The sequence below is a fragment of the Nocardia aurea genome, from assembly GCF_003123685.1.
GTDB classification, from domain to species: domain Bacteria; phylum Actinomycetota; class Actinomycetes; order Mycobacteriales; family Mycobacteriaceae; genus Nocardia; species Nocardia aurea.
The window spans coordinates 502342-519272 of record NZ_QCYJ01000084.1 but is presented as its reverse complement, the minus strand read 5'-3'; the positions used below and the strand labels follow the sequence as shown (position 1 = coordinate 519272).

Annotated in this window: 8 protein-coding genes and 1 pseudogene; 2 read left to right on the top strand and 7 right to left on the bottom strand. The window is 68.1% G+C overall.

What is annotated here, in order from left to right:
• Positions 1-254: 254 nt before the first annotated feature.
• Entirely contained in the window at positions 255-2303 is a 2049-nt protein-coding gene (locus DAT37_RS15485) for a M13 family metallopeptidase (RefSeq protein WP_232839761.1), read from the top strand.
• Between the two features lie 49 nt (positions 2304-2352).
• On the opposite strand, the gene DAT37_RS15480 is transcribed toward DAT37_RS15485, so the two are convergent.
• On the bottom strand, positions 2353-4134 hold the full coding sequence (locus DAT37_RS15480) for an MFS transporter (protein WP_109525393.1): 1782 nt from the start codon (positions 4132-4134) through the stop codon (positions 2353-2355).
• A gap of 204 nt (positions 4135-4338) precedes the next feature.
• Here DAT37_RS15480 and DAT37_RS15475 point away from each other — a divergent pair, with 204 nt between their 5' ends.
• Positions 4339-5718 (top strand): SagB family peptide dehydrogenase, encoded by a 1380-nt coding sequence (locus DAT37_RS15475; RefSeq protein WP_109525392.1) that lies wholly within the window; start codon positions 4339-4341, stop codon positions 5716-5718.
• Here DAT37_RS15475 and DAT37_RS15470 read toward each other — a convergent pair.
• The 6 genes and pseudogenes from DAT37_RS15470 to DAT37_RS15450 form a co-directional block, all read right to left on the bottom strand.
• Entirely contained in the window at positions 5693-6769 is a 1077-nt protein-coding gene (locus DAT37_RS15470) for a DUF6545 domain-containing protein (RefSeq protein ID WP_157978494.1), read from the bottom strand. The two genes, DAT37_RS15475 and DAT37_RS15470, sit on opposite strands and share 26 nt — an antisense overlap.
• A 120-nt stretch (positions 6770-6889) precedes the next feature.
• Positions 6890-10414, bottom strand: a complete 3525-nt coding sequence (locus DAT37_RS15465; RefSeq protein ID WP_109525654.1) for a non-ribosomal peptide synthetase — start codon at positions 10412-10414, stop codon at positions 6890-6892.
• Positions 10415-10419: 5 nt separating this feature from the next.
• The gene (locus tag DAT37_RS45480; RefSeq protein ID WP_232839791.1) at positions 10420-11094 is read right to left on the bottom strand and encodes a class I SAM-dependent methyltransferase; all 675 of its coding nucleotides are present in this window, start codon (positions 11092-11094) and stop codon (positions 10420-10422) included.
• A 573-nt stretch (positions 11095-11667) separates the two neighbouring features.
• Positions 11668-14721, bottom strand: a pseudogene (gene nbtC, locus DAT37_RS15460) (nocobactin polyketide synthase NbtC); the annotation flags it as partial.
• Positions 14722-14755: 34 nt separating this feature from the next.
• Positions 14756-16099 carry a beta-ketoacyl [acyl carrier protein] synthase domain-containing protein gene (locus DAT37_RS15455; protein ID WP_109525389.1) on the bottom strand — a complete coding sequence of 448 codons (1344 nt, stop codon included), beginning with the start codon at positions 16097-16099 and terminating at the stop codon, positions 14756-14758.
• The gene (locus DAT37_RS15450; RefSeq protein WP_109525388.1) at positions 16096-16854 is read right to left on the bottom strand and encodes a thioesterase II family protein; all 759 of its coding nucleotides are present in this window, start codon (positions 16852-16854) and stop codon (positions 16096-16098) included. The genes DAT37_RS15455 and DAT37_RS15450 overlap by 4 nt, the downstream gene beginning before the upstream one ends.
• Positions 16855-16931 lie beyond the last annotated feature (77 nt).

The following is a 16931-nucleotide window of genomic DNA, read 5'->3' as shown; positions in this document are numbered from 1 at the left end:
GTGGAAACTCGGACGCCGACCACTGGGGGTTCACGGCCGGATCGCGGGTACAGCTCCCGCAGGCAACCGGTCAAGCATAGGCGAAGCCCCAGGTCCGGCCAAAATCGGGGTCGGTCAGGGGTCTGTCGGGGGCCGCGAACTGAGGCGGCGCTGTGAATTCGCGCCCGCCACCCGTCACCCCGGTAGCCTCGGTCCGAATACCGGCTGCCATTTCGTAACGCGTGCGGCGTCGCCGCATCGGGGAGAGGATTCTCGTGACATCATCCGGTCGTCCGGTCCAACTGGATCGCCGCACCTTCCTGGTCGCGCTCGGTGTCGCCGCGCCCGCCGCCGCCTTCCTGGCTTCTTGTTCGACCGATTCGGACAACCAGCAGGTACGGCTGACCGGTGTGGACATGGGCGGGGCCGACAACGCGATCCGGCCGCAGGACGATCTGTACCGGCACGTCAACGGGACCTGGCTGCGCGACTACCGGTTGCCGCCGGACAAATCCACCGTCGGCGCGATCACCGAGGCGAACGATCGGACCCTCGATCAGCTGCGCGCGATCATCGAGGGCATCGAGAATCCGAAGTCGGGTACCCCGGAACAGCAGATCCGCGATCTCTACGACGCCAGGTTGGACACCGACGAGATCGAACGGCTGGGCATGACGCCGCTGGCCGATCTGTACGCCGCCATCGACGGCGCGGCCACCAAGGCCGATCTGGCCAAGGTGATGGCACAACTGCCGATCGGCGGGCTGATCGGGATCGGCATCGGGATCGATCGGAAGAATTCGACGGCCTATATCCCGACCATCGGCCAATCCGGACTCGGCCTCGGTGAGCAGTACTACCGCAAGCCCGAATTCGCCACCCAGCTCGCGGGCTACAAGACCTACCTGGAGAAGATGGCGGCGGGCGCGGGCTTCCCCGATCCCGTGGGTATGGCCCAGCGGGTGGTCGCGCTGGAGACCAGGATGGCGGCGGCGCACTGGGACAATGTCCGGCTGCGCAACACCGATGCCACCTACAACCCGATGAGCTGGGCCGAATTGGTCGCGCTCGCGCCGCAATTCGACTGGGAACCGTGGATGGCGGGCAATACCGACCGGCCGCGGGCGCTGTTCGAGCGTCTGGTCGTCGGGCAGCCGTCGTATGTCACCGCGGCGGGACAGTTGTGGACCGAAGTCGATATCGCGCAGTGGCGTGAGTACCTGAAACTACAGACGACCGCGTCGTTCGCGCGTTTCCTGCCCAAGGCCATCTCCGACGCCCGATTCGATTTCGTGGGCCGGGTGCTCAGCGGGCTGGAGGAGCGCCCGGAACTGTGGAAGTCGGCGGTCGGCGTCGTCGACGACAATCTCGGCGACCAGCTCGGCAAACTGTATGTCGCCAAGCATTTCCCGCCCGCGGCGAAGGAACGGGCCAAGGCGATGGTGGCCGACCTGATGGCCGCCTACAAGGACAATTTCACCAATTCCTCGTGGATGTCGCAGCCCACCCGCGACGCGTCGATCGCCAAGCTCGACAAGATGAACGTGAAGATCGGCTACACGGACAAGTGGGACGACTACTCCAAGCTGGTCATCACGCCGGGCAAACTGGTCGAATCACTGCGCGCGGTCAATATCTTCGAGTCGAAGCGGGCCTTCGACCGGCTCGGCACTCCGGTCGACAAGGCGGAATGGTCGATGTCGCCGCAGACGGTGAACGCCTACTACTCCCCGACCAACAACGAGATCGTCTTTCCCGCCGCCTACCTGCAACCGCCGTTCTTCGACAAGGACGCCACCACCGCGGTCAATTTCGGCGCGGTCGGTGCGACGATCGGCCACGAGATCGGTCACGGCTTCGACGATCAGGGTGCCAAATACGACGGTGACGGCAATCGGCGCGACTGGTGGACCCCGGAGGATCTGCGCGCGTTCGAGGCCAAGACCGAACAGATCATCGGCCAGTACAACGCGCTGACCCCGGAGGGGCTCGATCCGGCCACCTACCACGTCGACGGGGCTCTCACGGTCGGCGAGAACCTGGCCGACCTGCGCGGATTGCAGATCGCGCTGGCCGCGTACCGGATCGCCGCGCGGCGCGAGGGCGTCGAGCCGAACTACCGCGAGATGTTCCTCGCCCACGCCAGGGCGTGGCGGGAGAAGCAGACCGACGAATACACCATCCAGTTGTTGCAGGACACCCACTCCCCCAACGAGTTCCGGTGCAATCAGGTGGTCCGCAACATCGCCGAGTTCTACACCACGTTCGGGGTGCTCGAAGCCGACAAGCTGTTCCTGCCCGCGGATCAGCGCGTCGCGTTGTGAGTCGCGTCCGGCGGCACGCGACGCGTGCCGCCGGGGGCGGGAGTTCCGCTCAGCGGGCCGCTACCGTGACCGGGACGATCCGGTCCGCTTCGGCGAGTTCCTCGTCCTCGTCGCGCGCGCGGTCGTTACCCGCGAACCAGGAGGCGAAGGCCGCCAGCAGCATCATGACCGCGGCCGCGATGAAGACCACGACCAGTCCGGAGTGGAACGGCCCGGTGAGCAGGTTCGGGAAGAATTCCTGACCGGTCAGCACGTCGGCGTTCACGCCGGGTTTGCTCAATTCGCCCGAGGGGCCGAGTAGCTCCTCGATCGGGTTGAACCCGAGGAAGGCCGCGAACATACTCGCCACCGGCGGCATCCCCGCCAGTTCGGAGGCCGCTCCGGCCGAGACGCCCTGGGCGCGCAGGCCCGCGTCGAGGGCCGAGGGCAGGGTGGCCGCGAGGCCGACGACCATGAGGGAGAAGAAGATTCCCATGGACAGGGCGTTGCCGCCGTTGAACAGGGTGCCGCGCATTCCCGACGCGGCCCCGCGCTGCGAGGCGGGCACGCTCGACATGATGGCGGCGGTGTTGGGCGAGAAGAACAGTCCGCTGCCGATGCCGTTGAGCAGGATGATCAGCGCGAAGACCCGGTAGTCGAAATCGACGGGGATGACGAGCATCAGGATGAAGGTGAGGCCGGTGAGCAGCGCCCCGCCGGTGGTGAGCAGGCGCGCTCCGTAGCGATCGGAGAGCCAGCCCGATACCGGCCCGGCGGCCAGGAATCCCACGGTCAGCGGCAGTAGGTAGATACCCGCCCACAGCGGAGTCTTCTCGAAGTCGTAGCCGTGCAGCGGCAACCAGATGCCCTGCAACCAGATGATCAGCATGAACTGCATGCCGCCGCGGCCGATGGAGGCCATCAGATTCGCGAAATTTCCGAGTCCGAACGCGCGGTTGCGAAACAGCGCGAGGTCGAACATGGGTTGCGCGACGCGTTTCTCCACCACGCAGAACGCGACGAGCAGGGCGAGCCCGCCGAGGACGGAGCCGAGGACGAAGGGACTGGTCCAGCCGGTGGCGTGGCCGCCGTGCGGCTGGATTCCGTAGGTGATGCCGGTGAGCAGTGCGGTGAGGCCGAGACCGAAGGTGATGGTGCCCGCCCAGTCCAGCCTGCCCGAGGTGCGCACGCCCACTTCGTGCAGTGAGCGATACGACCACACCGCGCCGATGATGCCGATCGGGACGCTCACCCAGAACACCGCGCGCCAATCCCATTCCGAGAGCACACCGCCGATGAGCAGGCCGAGGAACGATCCGGCCACCGCGGCGACCATATTGATTCCCAGTGCGGTACCGCGCTGATGGGCCGGGAAGGCGTCGGTCAGGATCGCGGAGGAGTTCGCCATCAGCATGGCGCCGCCGACACCCTGCACCACGCGCCAGACGATGATCCACATCGCCCCGGCCCCGCCGTGCCACGGATCGAAGGACAGCGCGACGGCGCAGATGGCGAATACCGTGAAGCCGAGGTTGTAGATCCGCACCCTGCCGTAGATATCGCCGAGCCGCCCGAACATGACGACGAGGACCGCGGTGGCGAGCAGATATCCCATCAGCATCCACAGCAGATAACCGACATTGCCCGCGTCCAGCGGATTCAGGCCGATTCCGCGGAAGATGGCGGGCAGCGAGATCAGCAGGATGGACGAGTTGATGGCGGTGAGCAACACCCCGAGGGTGGTGTTGGTCAGCACGATCCATGTGTAGCGGGGATGGTCCCGGTCGTAGCGAAGTCGGCGCCGGATGGTCCGGACATCGCCCTGGTCGAGATCGACGGATTGATCGGTCACGGCAGCCCTTCGGAGATATTTACCTCAGCAAACTATATAGTTAGCGTATGTAACGATCAAGTCGCGATCCCGTCACCCGGACCCGGCCCACCCCTTCAGCGGAAGGGGTTGAATAGGTTAGGCTTGGCTGACTTGCCCTGTCGGCTCCGCGCCGAGACCGGGGCCGTCTCGCCCAGATCGGCTCGACCAGCGGAGGTAAGCGGCTTGTCCGCCGTCACATATCCCGACCAGACCAGGTTCGCGCTGCGCACCGGCGTCACCTGCCTGACCACACCGGCGGGCGCGATACTGCTGAACCCACCGCACAACGAGAAGCTGACCGGCCTCGCGGGCGGACAACTCCACGCGCTCAAAACCCTCAACAAGGGACCCGCGACCGTCGCCGAGATGGCGGCCGGAGCGGACGGCGCCGATGTGGCGGGCCTGATGGATCGGCTCGCCGACGCGGGCTGGCTCGCGGTCACCGTCCGTGACGGCGGGCGTGACCTCTACACGATCCGTCCGTTCGGGCAGCCCGCCCCGCGCCCGACGACCCCGCCGCGCTGGTCCGCGACGCTGTCCAAATTCGCGGTACTGCACCGGGATTCGGAGGGTTTCGTCCTCGAGCACCCGCGCGGTTGGTGCGATCTGCGGATCCACGACCCCCGACTGCTCGCCCTGCTCGACGGACCGGGCGCGGCCGACGCCAATGTGCCGATCGCGGTCAAGACGCAATTCGCCGAAGACCTGCACTGGTGCGGATTCATGGTTCCGGACGAGACCAGCGAGGACCGCGAGTTCGGCACCCGCAGCTGGAGCGCGCCCGATCTGTGGTTCCACCGTCGCAGCACGCTCGGCGAACGCACCGTCACCTGGGAGCATTTCGGCCCGACCAAATGGGGTAAGGGCCAGTTCCCGCAGCCCGCGGCGCGCAAGCCGAACTACCCCGGCGAGCCGGTCGCGCTGGCCACGCCGGATCTGACCGCCAGACGCGAGCAGGATCCGAGTCTGACGGCCGTCCTCGAGGACCGGGTCTCGACGCGGGCATTCGACGACGCGCGTCCGATCACCGTGGAGCAGTTGGCCGAACTGCTGTACCGCACGGGACGCACCCGCGGCAGCCAGACCGTCGGCGAAGGCGAAGAACTCCTCTCGCGGCCCTACCCCTCCGGTGGCGGTGTCTACGAACTCGAGCTGTACCCGGTGGTGCGCAATGTCGCCGGCTTGGCGCCGGGCATGTATCACTACGACTCGTTCGACCATGTGCTGCGGCCGGTCGCCGACGCGGATTCGCCCGCGGTGTCACGGTTGCTGAAGTCGACGCGCGCGACGTTGGCCGAGGGCGCCGATCCGCAGGTGCTGCTCATCATGGCGGCCCGCTCCGGACGGGTCATGTGGACCTACGAGCAGGTCGCCTATGCCGTCATCCTCAAGCACGTCGGCGTCCTGATGCAGACCATCTACCTGGCGTCGACGGCGATGGGTCTCGGCGCGTGCGCCCAGGGGTTCGGTGATACCGCCGCCTTCGTGTCCGCGGCCGGTGTCGACGAGCTGGAGGAATGCAGCGTGGGGAGCATGATCATCGGTTCCCCGGCACCGCGCTGAGCCCCGAGCGATCGGTGGCGATGTAGGCCGATTCGGCCTCGGGCCACCGATCCGCCAGTGCCAACAGGTGGCGCAATTCCACGTCGTGACTGTCCGCGCTCGAACGTGCGGGGAGTCCGAGTTGCGCGCCGCGCAGGATCTCCAGGGCGCGGCGGCCGATGTCGTCGTCGTGATCACCGCCGGCCTGCCTGCGCAGATGCAGCAGCGCGTCGCGGATCTCGATCGCCATCCGATATCGCCGCTCGGCCGGTGCGCGAGGCGTGTCGTCGGGGGTCAACGCGACGTGGGGCACCGCGTCGGTGAGCGCGGCCCACAGCGGGCGCAGCCTGCGGCAATCCCGGCTGTCCCGGTCCCACCCGAATCGCACCGCCGCGATGCGCGCCAGCGGGATCGCCAGCAACGTCGTGATGACGGCGAGGGAGGTGAAACCGGCCAGCGCCCAGACCTTTCCCGGATCGTCCGGCGGCACCCCCCACCGGTAGCGCACGAGCAGAATGGCGGCGTAACAGGCCCAGAACACGCCGACACCGATCAGCGCGCCGTAGGCGACCCGTTCCCCCACCTGGGTCTCGGCGGAGCGGAACTCGCGCAGACTCGCGCGCATCAGCAGGAATCCGGACACGGCGAGTGGAAGGCCCGAGCCCGCGGAGCAGATGCTGTGCCACCGCGAGGAGATCTCGACGGGTATCAGATGCACTACGACCGCCATATTGACCAGCACGGCCGACACCGCTCCCCCCAGGGCGACCAGGTCGTATCGGCGCTGACGGCGGTGGGCGTCCGGCCCGCTCCCGCCGTCGAGCATCCGCGCGACACCGTATATCGCGCTCGTGGTGAAGAATCCCGTGATCGCGCTCACATGACCGACGACGACGGGAACAGCGGACGAGGTGGTCGCCAATCCGATGAGCATGCCGACACCGGCCAGGCCGAGCGCTCGGTTGATCAGGCGGTCGACCGCGCTGTCGCGAACGAAGAACCACCGCAGGATGGTGACCACGATCGCGTAACCGGTGATCACCAGTACGGGAAGGACGGGCACGCCGGTCACGAGCGCGTATTCCGCTCGGCCGCCACCCCGATCACGCCAACGGCCCGATTCCTCATGGACCGAAACGATAGGCGCGCGCGGCACGGAAAGCACCGCCGGGTGCGCTGCCCCGCCATCGGCTCAGGCCTCGGCGAGGATCTCCTCGTCCGACATCGCGGCGACCTCGAGGTAGAGGCGCGCGACGGCGGACAACCGGTCCGGCGTGCCGCGATCGGCTTCCCGTTTGCCGAGCCGCTCGGCCAGACTCGCGACGGTGCGGGTCGCGAAGATATCGGCGACCAGCGCGTGGTCGACCTCCAGCCATTCCCTGACCCTCGCGATGACCGTGGTGGCCAGCACCGAATCGCCACCGAGGGCGAAGAAGTCGTCGTGCACGCCGACCGATTCCGCGCCGAGCACCCCGGCGACGATATCGGCGAGCGCGGCCTCGACCTCGTTGCGCGCGGCGCCGTTCGCGGTATCGCCCGCGCCCGGTTCGAGTAGCGCGATCACGGCCCGGCGATCCAGTTTGCCGTTATCGGTGAGCGGCATCCTTTCGAGATATTCGACCCTGGTCGGAATCATGTAGCCGGGCAACAGATCCGCGACGGCCGCGGTGATGTCACCGAGGGCGATGTCACCGATGGCGTCGCCGTCGCCCGCGATCGCGGCGACCAGTTTGGGCGCGCCCGCGCCGACGACGGCCGCGACGGCGTGCCGCACACCGGGCACCGTGCGCAACGCGCTCTCCACCTCGCCGAGTTCGACGCGGTAGCCTCGGATCTGCACTTGGTGGTCGGCGCGGCCGAGGAATTCGATGGTGCCGTCGGGCCAGTACCTGGCCATATCGCCGGTCCGGTACCAGCGCAGACCCTCGTATTCGACGAATCGCTCGGCGGTGCGTTCGGGATCGTTGCGATAGCCCGAGGCGACATTGGCTCCGCCGACCCAGAATTCGCCCGGTACCCAGTCGGGGCAGTCCCGCCCGGCGGGTGAGACTACCCGGCACCGCACATTGCGCAGCGGAATTCCGAACGGCACCGTCGCCCACTCGGCGGGCGGTTCGCCGACGACCTCGCAGACGGTGTTGTGGATGGATGTCTCGGTGGCCCCGCCCAATCCGGAGAAGCGGCAGCCCGGCACCTGGGCGGCCAGCCGCCGCGCCAGATCCGCACCGACCCAGTCGCCGCCGAGCGTCACCGCCCGCAGCGAATCGCCCAGCCGGTCACCGCCGATCTCCAGGATCATGTCGAGCATGCTCGGCACGCAGTTCAGGATCGAGACCCGGTGGTGGCGTAGCAGTTCCACCCAGCTGGTGGCTTCGGCGCGCTGCTCGGAGTCGACGGCGACGATCGAGCCGCCGACGGCGAACATGCCGAAGATGTCGTAGACCGACGCGTCGAATTCCAACGCGGACAGGGCGAGTACGCGATCGGCGTCCCCGACGTCGAACCACTCGTTGACCGCGTCGATGGTGTTCATCGCGCCCCGGTGCGGCACATCGACGCCCTTGGGCACACCCGTGGAACCGGAGGTGAAGATCACGTAGGCGATCGCGTCGGTCTCGGGCACGACCGGCGCGGGCAGGGGTTGCGCGTACTCGCTCGCGGCATCGATGCTCAGGCACGGGATCGGCACACCCATATCGGCGCCGGGGACCGTCAACGCCGCGACGATCGCGCCGGTGCGCAGGATTTCGGCACGCCTGCCGACCGGCTGATCGAAGCCGATGGGCACGTAGGTCGCGCCCGCGGCGAGGACACCGAGGACGGCCAGGATCTGATTCGGCCCCTTGGGCAACTGGACCGCGACGGCGTCACCGGGCCGCACGCCTTCGGCATTCAGCGCCCCGGCGACGGCGAGCGCGCGGGCGGCGAGTTCCCCGTAGGTCCATCGGCCCGTCTCGGATCCGAGGCCCCACACCACGGCGGAAGCGCCGGGGGTGTATCCGGCGTAGTCGAAGAAACCCTCGTGCAGGCAGCGCCCGCTGACCGGGCCGTCGGTCGCGTTGACCGCGGCCCTGACCTCGGCCTGCGCGCGCGGCAGCCGGACCGCGGCTTCGGCGTTCCAGCCCGCCTCGCCGTCGCCGAGCCGACCGATCGCCGTGGTGTAGTGGTCGAACATCGCGTCGACCAGACCGGGCGGGAACGCCGACTCGCGAACGTCCCAGTTGAGCAGCAGACCGCCGCGTACCTCGGTGACCTGGGCGTCGAGCAGGACCTGCGGGCCCTGCGAGATGATCCAGACCGGTTCGCCGAAGGTTTCGGTGACCCGATCGGCGAACAGTTCGCCCAGATTCAGCGCGCTGGTGTAGACGACGGGGGCCAGTACCGGTTCGCCGCGATGCCTGCCCAGATCGCGCAGCACCTCCAGGCCGGAATAGGCGGTGTGCGCGCCGCTTTCGTGCATGGCGCGCTGTAACGCGGCGGCCCGTTCGGTCACCGACATGTTCGCGGTGACGTCGACCTCGAGCATGATCGAGGAGGTGAAATCACCGATCACCCGGTCGATTTCGGGATGTACCGGCTCGCGGTGGAACAGCGGGACGTTCAACAGGAATCTGCTCTGCGCGGACCAGCCGCCGATGGTCTCGGCGAAGATCGCCGCCAAGGCCATGGCCGGGGTGATGCCGCGCTGATGCGCCGCGGCGAGCAGTCGGCCCTTGGCCTCGGGCGCCAGCCAGTGGTCGTAGCGGACCGTGCGCTCGGGTGCGTTGCGGTCACCCACGGGGACGGTCGGAAGTTCCGGCGCGCCGGGCAGTTCCGGCAGGCGCTCTTGCCACCATCGCCGGTCGCGTTCGCGGGCGGCGGCGTTGTCGTCGCGTTCGATGCGGTACCGGCGATAGGTGTAGCCGGGGGCCGACACGGTCGCGCCGTGGTAGAGCTCGGCGAGTTCGGAGATCAGCACGCGGTAGCTCATGGCGTCGCCCGCCAGCATGTCGACGTCGAGATGCAGTCTGGCGCTGTCCTCGTCGCGCAGGGTGAGCGTGATATCGATGACCTGGCCGTCTTCGATGGCCAGACGCTGGTGGGTCTTGCGGTCGCGCAGTTCGAGCAGGGCGGCCTCGGTCGCTTCGGCGGTCTCGCCTCGTAGATCGACCACGGCGAATACCGGTCGGCCGGGCTTCGCCATGGTCTGCTGGGTGCCGTCGGGCAGGAATCTGGTTCGCAGCATCGGGTGCGCGGCGATCAGATCGGTCACCGCGTGTTCGAGTCGCACCGGATCGATACGGCCACCGTCGAATTCGACGTAGAGGTGAGCCGCGACGCCGCCGAGTTCCTGCTCGTCGGACCGCCCGATCCAGTACGCGTGCTGCATGGTGGCCAGCGGGAACGGCGCGTCGGCGGTGTCGGCGGTGTCCGGTTCGACCGAGGACTGTTCTTCGTCCGAGTCGACCGGCGCGACGGCGGCGTCGACGCCGAGCAGGGCGTGCCACGACTCCACCGTCGGAGTGGCGGCGAGCTGCGCGAAATTGATGTCGGCTCCGCGTTTGCGCCAGCCGCCCGCGAGTTTCATCGTGCGGATCGAGTCCAGGCCCAGCTGGATGAGATCGTCGTGATCGGCGATATCGCCCGCCGCGATACCGAGTTGACCCGCCACCGCGGCCCTGATCTCGTCCCTGCTGATACTCGACGTGCCGTCGTGCGGCTGCCGTGCCGACTCCATGGCCTTCACTCCCCTCGGCCGCGTACGCCGATGAACACTCGCTGATCCAGCAGGGCCACCGGATGGTCGCCCTCGGGCAGGACGAGTTCCGGGTGCAGCCCCGCCGCCACCAGTTGCTCGCGCCATTCCCGTTCGGTCAGGAAGATCCGATCCGTGCCCGCGCGCACGTCGGTCAGTCCCGCGTGCGGCTGATCCTGGCCGGGCGACATCAGGAAGTGCACGGAGGTCAGCTGTTCGCAATGCGCGTGGCAGGTCTCGATGATCACTACCGCGCCACCGGGATTCAGCAGATCGTGCAATTGCCTCAGGGTCACCCCGATGTCGAAGGCGTTGTGCAGCACGTTGGCGGCGATCACGATGTCGTAGCGCGGCTGCTTCGCCAGATCCGCGTTCATGTCGACGAGTCCGTAACGCATCCACGGATAGTCGGCGAACCGGGCCTTGGCCGCCTCGAGGAAGAACGTGGACACATCGGTGAAGTGGTATTCGACCGGCAGCCCGGACAGCGCCGCGGTGACGTCGTCGGTGGTGCCGCCGATGCCCGCGCCCAGTTCCAGGACGCGCACCGGCGATCGGTCACCGCGCAGGCCGTCGACCAGGTCCGCGACCGCCCGGCCCGCAGCCAGATTCAGATAGCGGCTGCTGAGATTGTCGCGGTAGGCGGCCTCGGCGGTGGTCATATCCCCATCGGGGAACAACAACTCCTGCAATCGCATGGTGTCGGTGGCGAGTTCGGTCAGGTGATCGTCGGAGGCTTGGAGGAAGGTCGCGAGGGGACGCGAGTAGCCCAGATCGGCACACACCTGGACCAGGTCGGGCCGGATCGGCGACCGAACCGCGCGTACGAAGCGGTAGCCGCTGTCCACGTCGCCCTCGACGCTGCCGTGCGCGCCGAGTGCCTGTAACCACTGGCGCAGCAGCCAACGGTGGCGCGGCGCGAAGTCCATCCGATCGGCGATATCGTCGACGGTGCGAATATCGCTGTCGGACAACGCGGGTCGCACCGCCGCGAGCATGGCCCGCAGGCCGAACAGGTCGATGTCCGCACGCGCGGACTCGAACCGCCGCGCGTCGAAATCGTCCGGAACGGCGTGCTGGGCGGCGAGTTTCGCCCTGGCGATCCGTTCGGAAGGGCTCACCACAGCGCCCGACGGCAGCGTTTCCACCACGGGGGCCGAACGCGTCGGCGGCGCGACCGAGGCGCCGACGGCTTCGGGCGCGGCGCGACCGCCGTGCTCGGTGCCGACGAGGCGCACCACGTCGGCGAGCGAGGCTCCGCCGATGAGATCGGCCACGGGCAGATCGGCGCCGAACGCGCTCTTGACCCGCCTGCGCAGTTCGAGCGCTTGCAGCGAATCGAGCCCGATGGCGACCAGCGGCTTGGTGGCGTCGATGGTCTCGACATCGTCGGCGCCGATGATCTCGGCGAGCAGTCGGGTCACGCGCGCCGACACATCACCGCCTCCCGTCACCGGGGCCGGGGCGGTGAGCGCCGGTACCGGGGCCGCCGCGGCCCCGGTGGCGGTGGGAGTCCGGAGTCCGGACAGCAGGGGGCCGTAGCCGAACGCGCCGAAGACGGTACGTCCGCGATCCCAGTCGAAGGCGGCCACGACCGCGTTGCCGGTCAGCCCGCCGAGACCGAGCGTGATCGCGTCCGCCGACGCCATCGGCAGGTAACCGACCTCGGCCAGTCGCGCGATATCGCCGTTGCCCTGACCTTCGAAGACCGACCACTGACCCCACTGCACCGAGACGCAGTCCAGACCGTCGGCCCGGCGACGACGCGCGAACGCGTCGACCATCCGATTGGCGGCGGCGTAGACCACGGTGCCGCGCCCGCCGAGCGTGGCGGCCAGCGAGGAGCACAGCACGATCCGGCAGTCGGCGGACAGGTTCACGGTATCCAGCACGTTCGCGATACCGGCGACCTTGCCGGACAGGGCCTGTGCGACCTGTCCGTGAGTGATCTCGGTGAGTTCGAGTTCCCCGATGGCCGAATTGTCGGCCGCCGCGTGGATGACGAGTTGCGCGGGAGTGCCGCGCAGCCGGTCGGCCAGCAGCGCGACCGACACGCTGTCGCCGATATCGCAGGCGACGACGTCGATCTCGGCCGAGCCGAGCGCGCGAAGCGCACGCAGCCGCCCCGCGACCGCCTCGGTCTCCCCCGACCTGCTGACCAGGGTGACGCGCCGCGTGCCGGAGCGCACCACGTGTTCGCAGAACTCGAGGCCGAGGCTTCCGGTGCCGCCGGTGATGACGACATTCTCCGCCGTGACCGGACCGACCGAGTGCGACCGATCGGCCTCGATGAGCCGCTTGGCGTACAGATTGCCCTCGCGCAGCGCCAGTTCCGGCTCGTCGGCCGTGTGCAGCGCGGTGACGATCGAGGTGACGGCCGACGCGTCGGATTGTCCCGGTGCGAGATCCAGATGCCGGAAGGCGACCCCCGGATACTCCGCACCCGCCGAACGGAATCCGGCCGCCACCGCGGCGTGTACCGGATCCGGCGACGTGTCCTCGGGGACGACGGACTCGCCGCCGATGGTGAGAAGCCAGTATTCGGTGACGGCCGCCTCGGGTTTGAACAGCCAGCGTCGCGCGCCGAAGAATGCGGCGGTCTCCGCGATGGCGGCGGTCACGTCCACCTCGGGCACGGCGGGCAGTAACACCACCACGGTGTCGATACCGCCGTCGCCGATACCCGCCTCGGTATCGAGCAGACGACCGCCCAATCCCTGACTCGTCGCGTATTCGACCAGTGCCGCGGCCAATTCGGCGCTCTCGCCGGTGTGATCGACGATCCCGAGCGCACGGGGCGCGGTCATCGAACGCCGCACCAGCCTGGCCCAGTTCTCGACCAGCAGTTGCGGCACCGGACCTGTCCGGACCACCTCGACCGGTTCCGTACGCACCGGCGCGGACTGCGCCCTGGCCACGCCGTTCGCGGCGGACCCGGCATTGCCGCGGTTCGCGTCGTGGGCGATCCACAACGTCATCTCGTTCATCCGCACATTCGGGAAATCGAGCAGCGGCAGCGGGACCGGGGCGTCGGATTCGACGCGCAGACTGTCCCACCGGTAGTTCAGGTCGTTGACGGCCAGTACCGCGAGATTACGGGTGAAAACGCTCAGATCGGTCGCGGTGCGGCTGGACGTGCCGCTCACCAGGGTGGCGCGATCGCTCGCGAACGTGGCGAGGCTTTCCTCCACGGCCAGTTGCAGTGTCGGATGTTCGGCGAGTTCGACGAAGGTGTCGACGTCCCGCGCGACGGCGGCGGCGACGGCCCGGTCGAAGCGAACCGGATTGCGCAGATTCCAGAACCAGTACTCGTCGACCGGCAGATCGGCGGTGATCGCGTCACCGAGAGTCGCGCCGAGGCAATCGATCTCGCTGTCGAGGAAACGCTCGTTCTCCAGCCTGCTGTGCACGGCGTCCCGGATGACATCGCGGAATTCGTTGAGCAGATTGGTATGCGCCGGGTAGCGCACCTTGATCACCCGGGCGAACCGGCCGCGTGCGGCGAGGACGTCCACCACGCTCCGCACGGTGTCGCGATCGCCGGAGATGCCGACCTGGCGCGGCGAGTTCACCACCGAGACCTGCGCCCAACCGGATTCGCGCGCGAGCACTTCCTCGCACTCGTCACGGTCGGCCGCGACCACGGCCATCGCGTATCGGTCCGAGGCGATCTTGTCGACGGCGCGGGCCCTGGTGCCGACGACGACGATCGCGTCGGCCAGGCTCATCGCACCGGACAGATACGCCGCCGCGATCTCGCCCTGGCTGTGCCCGACGGTGGCCTGGGCCTCGACACCGACCGAACGCCACATCGCACCGAGCGCGACCATCTGCACGAACAGCGCGGGCTGCACGATCTGCGCGTCGTCATCGGCTTCGGCGTCGGGGTCGAGCAGATACGGCAGCGGGGATTCACCGAACAGATCGCGGAAGATCGCGTCGCAGCGGTCGGCCTCGGCGCGGAAGGCGGGGACCAGATCGTAGAAGAGTCTGCCCATACCCGGGCGCTGGGTGCCCTGGCCGGGCAGCACGTACGCGAGCCGATGCGCGGCGGCGGGTTCGGCGCAGGCGACCACGGCCGGATGGTCGTATCCGTCGCGCACGGCGGTCAGCGCCGCGTCGAGTTCGGCGCGATCGTTCACCATCAGCAGGGCGCGGAACCGCCGAGCGACCCTGGTGCGCAACAGCATGTCCGCCACCCGATCCGGGCCGAGCTTCGGGCGAGCGGAGACGTAGGCGAGGATGGCCGCGGCTTCTTCGCGCAGCGTGACGCGCGTATCCGCGGACAGCAGGACCGGAATGGAACCGTCGGGAAGTCGATAGCTAGAAATCGTCGTTCTCCTCACAAACGGGCATCGCGATGATGGCGTGCGCGTTGGATCCCCCGGCGCCGAACGAGGACACCGCGCCGTAGCGCACGCCGTTCGTCGGTTCCCATGGCTGAAGTTTCGTGGCCAGCCGCAGACTCGACCGGTCCCAATCCACTCGGGTGGTGGGATTGTCGGAGAACAGGGTCGGCGGAATCATGCCGTGCCTGCCCGCGAGCAGGAGTTTGACCAGACCGAGCATGCCCGCGGACGCCTGCGCGTGACCGGCGTTCGATTTCACCGAACCGAGCAGCGGTTCCGAACCCGCTGCGCCATAGGTGTTCTGGAGTGCGGCCAATTCGACCGGGTCGCCCGCGCGGGTGGCGGTACCGTGGCCCTCGATCATGCCGACGAGCGCCGGATCGATACCCGCTCTGTCGATGGTCTTGCGGATCAGCCGTTCCTGGGCGTCGGTGCGCGGCACCAGGATCGGCTTGCCCTTGCCGTTGTGATTGTGATGGGAACCGAGGACACGGCCGAAAACCCGGTGACCGAGTCGTTTCGCCCGTGATTCGCGTTCGACGATGACGATGCCCGCGCCTTCGCCCCACAGGGTTCCGGTGGCGTCGTCGGAATAGGACCGGCAGTGACCGTCGGTCGACAGCGCGTTGTGCTTGGCGAATTCGTAAAAGGCGATCGGCGAGCCCATGACGCAGACCGCACCGGCCAGCGCCCATTCGCAATCGCCGTCGCGCACGGCGGCGGCGGCGAGGTGGACGGCGGTCAGGGACGAGGCGCAGGCCGCGTCGACGGTCATCGACGGACCCGTCAGCCCGAGACAGTGCGACACCCGGCCCGCGACGCTGAGCAATCCGTGGCCGATGATCCGAAGACCGTTGTATTCGTTCAATTCCGCGCCGTACGGGCCGTACTCCATCGGCGAGCAGCCGATGAAACAGCCCGCGTCCTCACCCGCGAGCGCACCGGGATTGATTCCCGCATTCTCGAGTGCGCGCCAGGCGACGCGCAACGCCACCCGCTGTTGCGGATCGGTCGCGAGCGCCTCGCGCTGGCTGATGCCGAAGAAGGACGGATCGAATTCGGCGGCGTCGGCGAGGAATCCGCCCGCGTCGCTGACGTGACTCCAGCCTTCCAGATCCGAGACCGACAGCAGGTCGTCGACCGCCCAACCGCGATCACGCGGGAACGGCCCGATCAATTCCTTCGACGCCTCCAGCGCGGACCAGTACGCTCCCGGGCTGTCCACTCCGCCGGGCGCCTCGATGGCCATACCGGAAATGACGATGTGATCGACATCGGACGCCGTTGCTGCTGTCACCGCTGATCCTCTCGAGTTCATACCGGCGATCCGGGGCGCGCCTGTTCGGCGAGCAACTCCGTGATGGCGTCGACGTGGTTGTTCAGATAGAAATGGCCGCCGTCGAACATCGTGATCTCGACATCGTCGCCATGGCGGTGCCAGCCGTGCAGGTCGGCCATCGACACGATGGGGTCCCGATCACCGCCGATGGCGTGGATCCTGGTGCCGACGCGCACCGTCTCGGGGCACCGGTAGGACTCCGACGCGCGGTGATCGGCCTTGATTGCGGGCAGGGAAAGACGCATGATCTCGCGGCTGGCCAGGACATCGGAGCTGATGCCTTCCAGCATGGCGAGATGGTCGAGCAGTTCGTCGTCGTCTTCCGGTGTCGGCTTGCGATATTCGGCGCGAGAGGGCGCCACCGCCGCCGAGATCGTCAGCTGCCGTACATCCACACCGGCGGCGAGCGCGAGTCGGACGAATTCGAAGGACACCAGCGCACCCATGCTGTGTCCGAACGCGATGATCGGTACGTCGCGGTTGTACGGGGAGAGCCGGAATTCCGCGAAAGCGCCAGCGGCGATATCCGGCAGCGAGGTCAACGCGGGTTCGCTCGCGCGATCCTGACGTCCGGGATATTGGAAGATGATGACGTCGAAGTGCGCACTGAACGCTTTGGAGATCGTCCGATACGCCGACGCCGACGCGCCCGCGTGCGGGAAGATCAACAGCGGCAGCCGCTCGGGCGAATCCGGCTTGTGGAACTTCCTGATCCATCCCGGTTTGTGCTGCATAGCGCTACCCACTTTCGAAACTCCCGCCGACAACCACAGCGGAAGCAAATCCGCGAACCGTTCGATACATGTTTCAC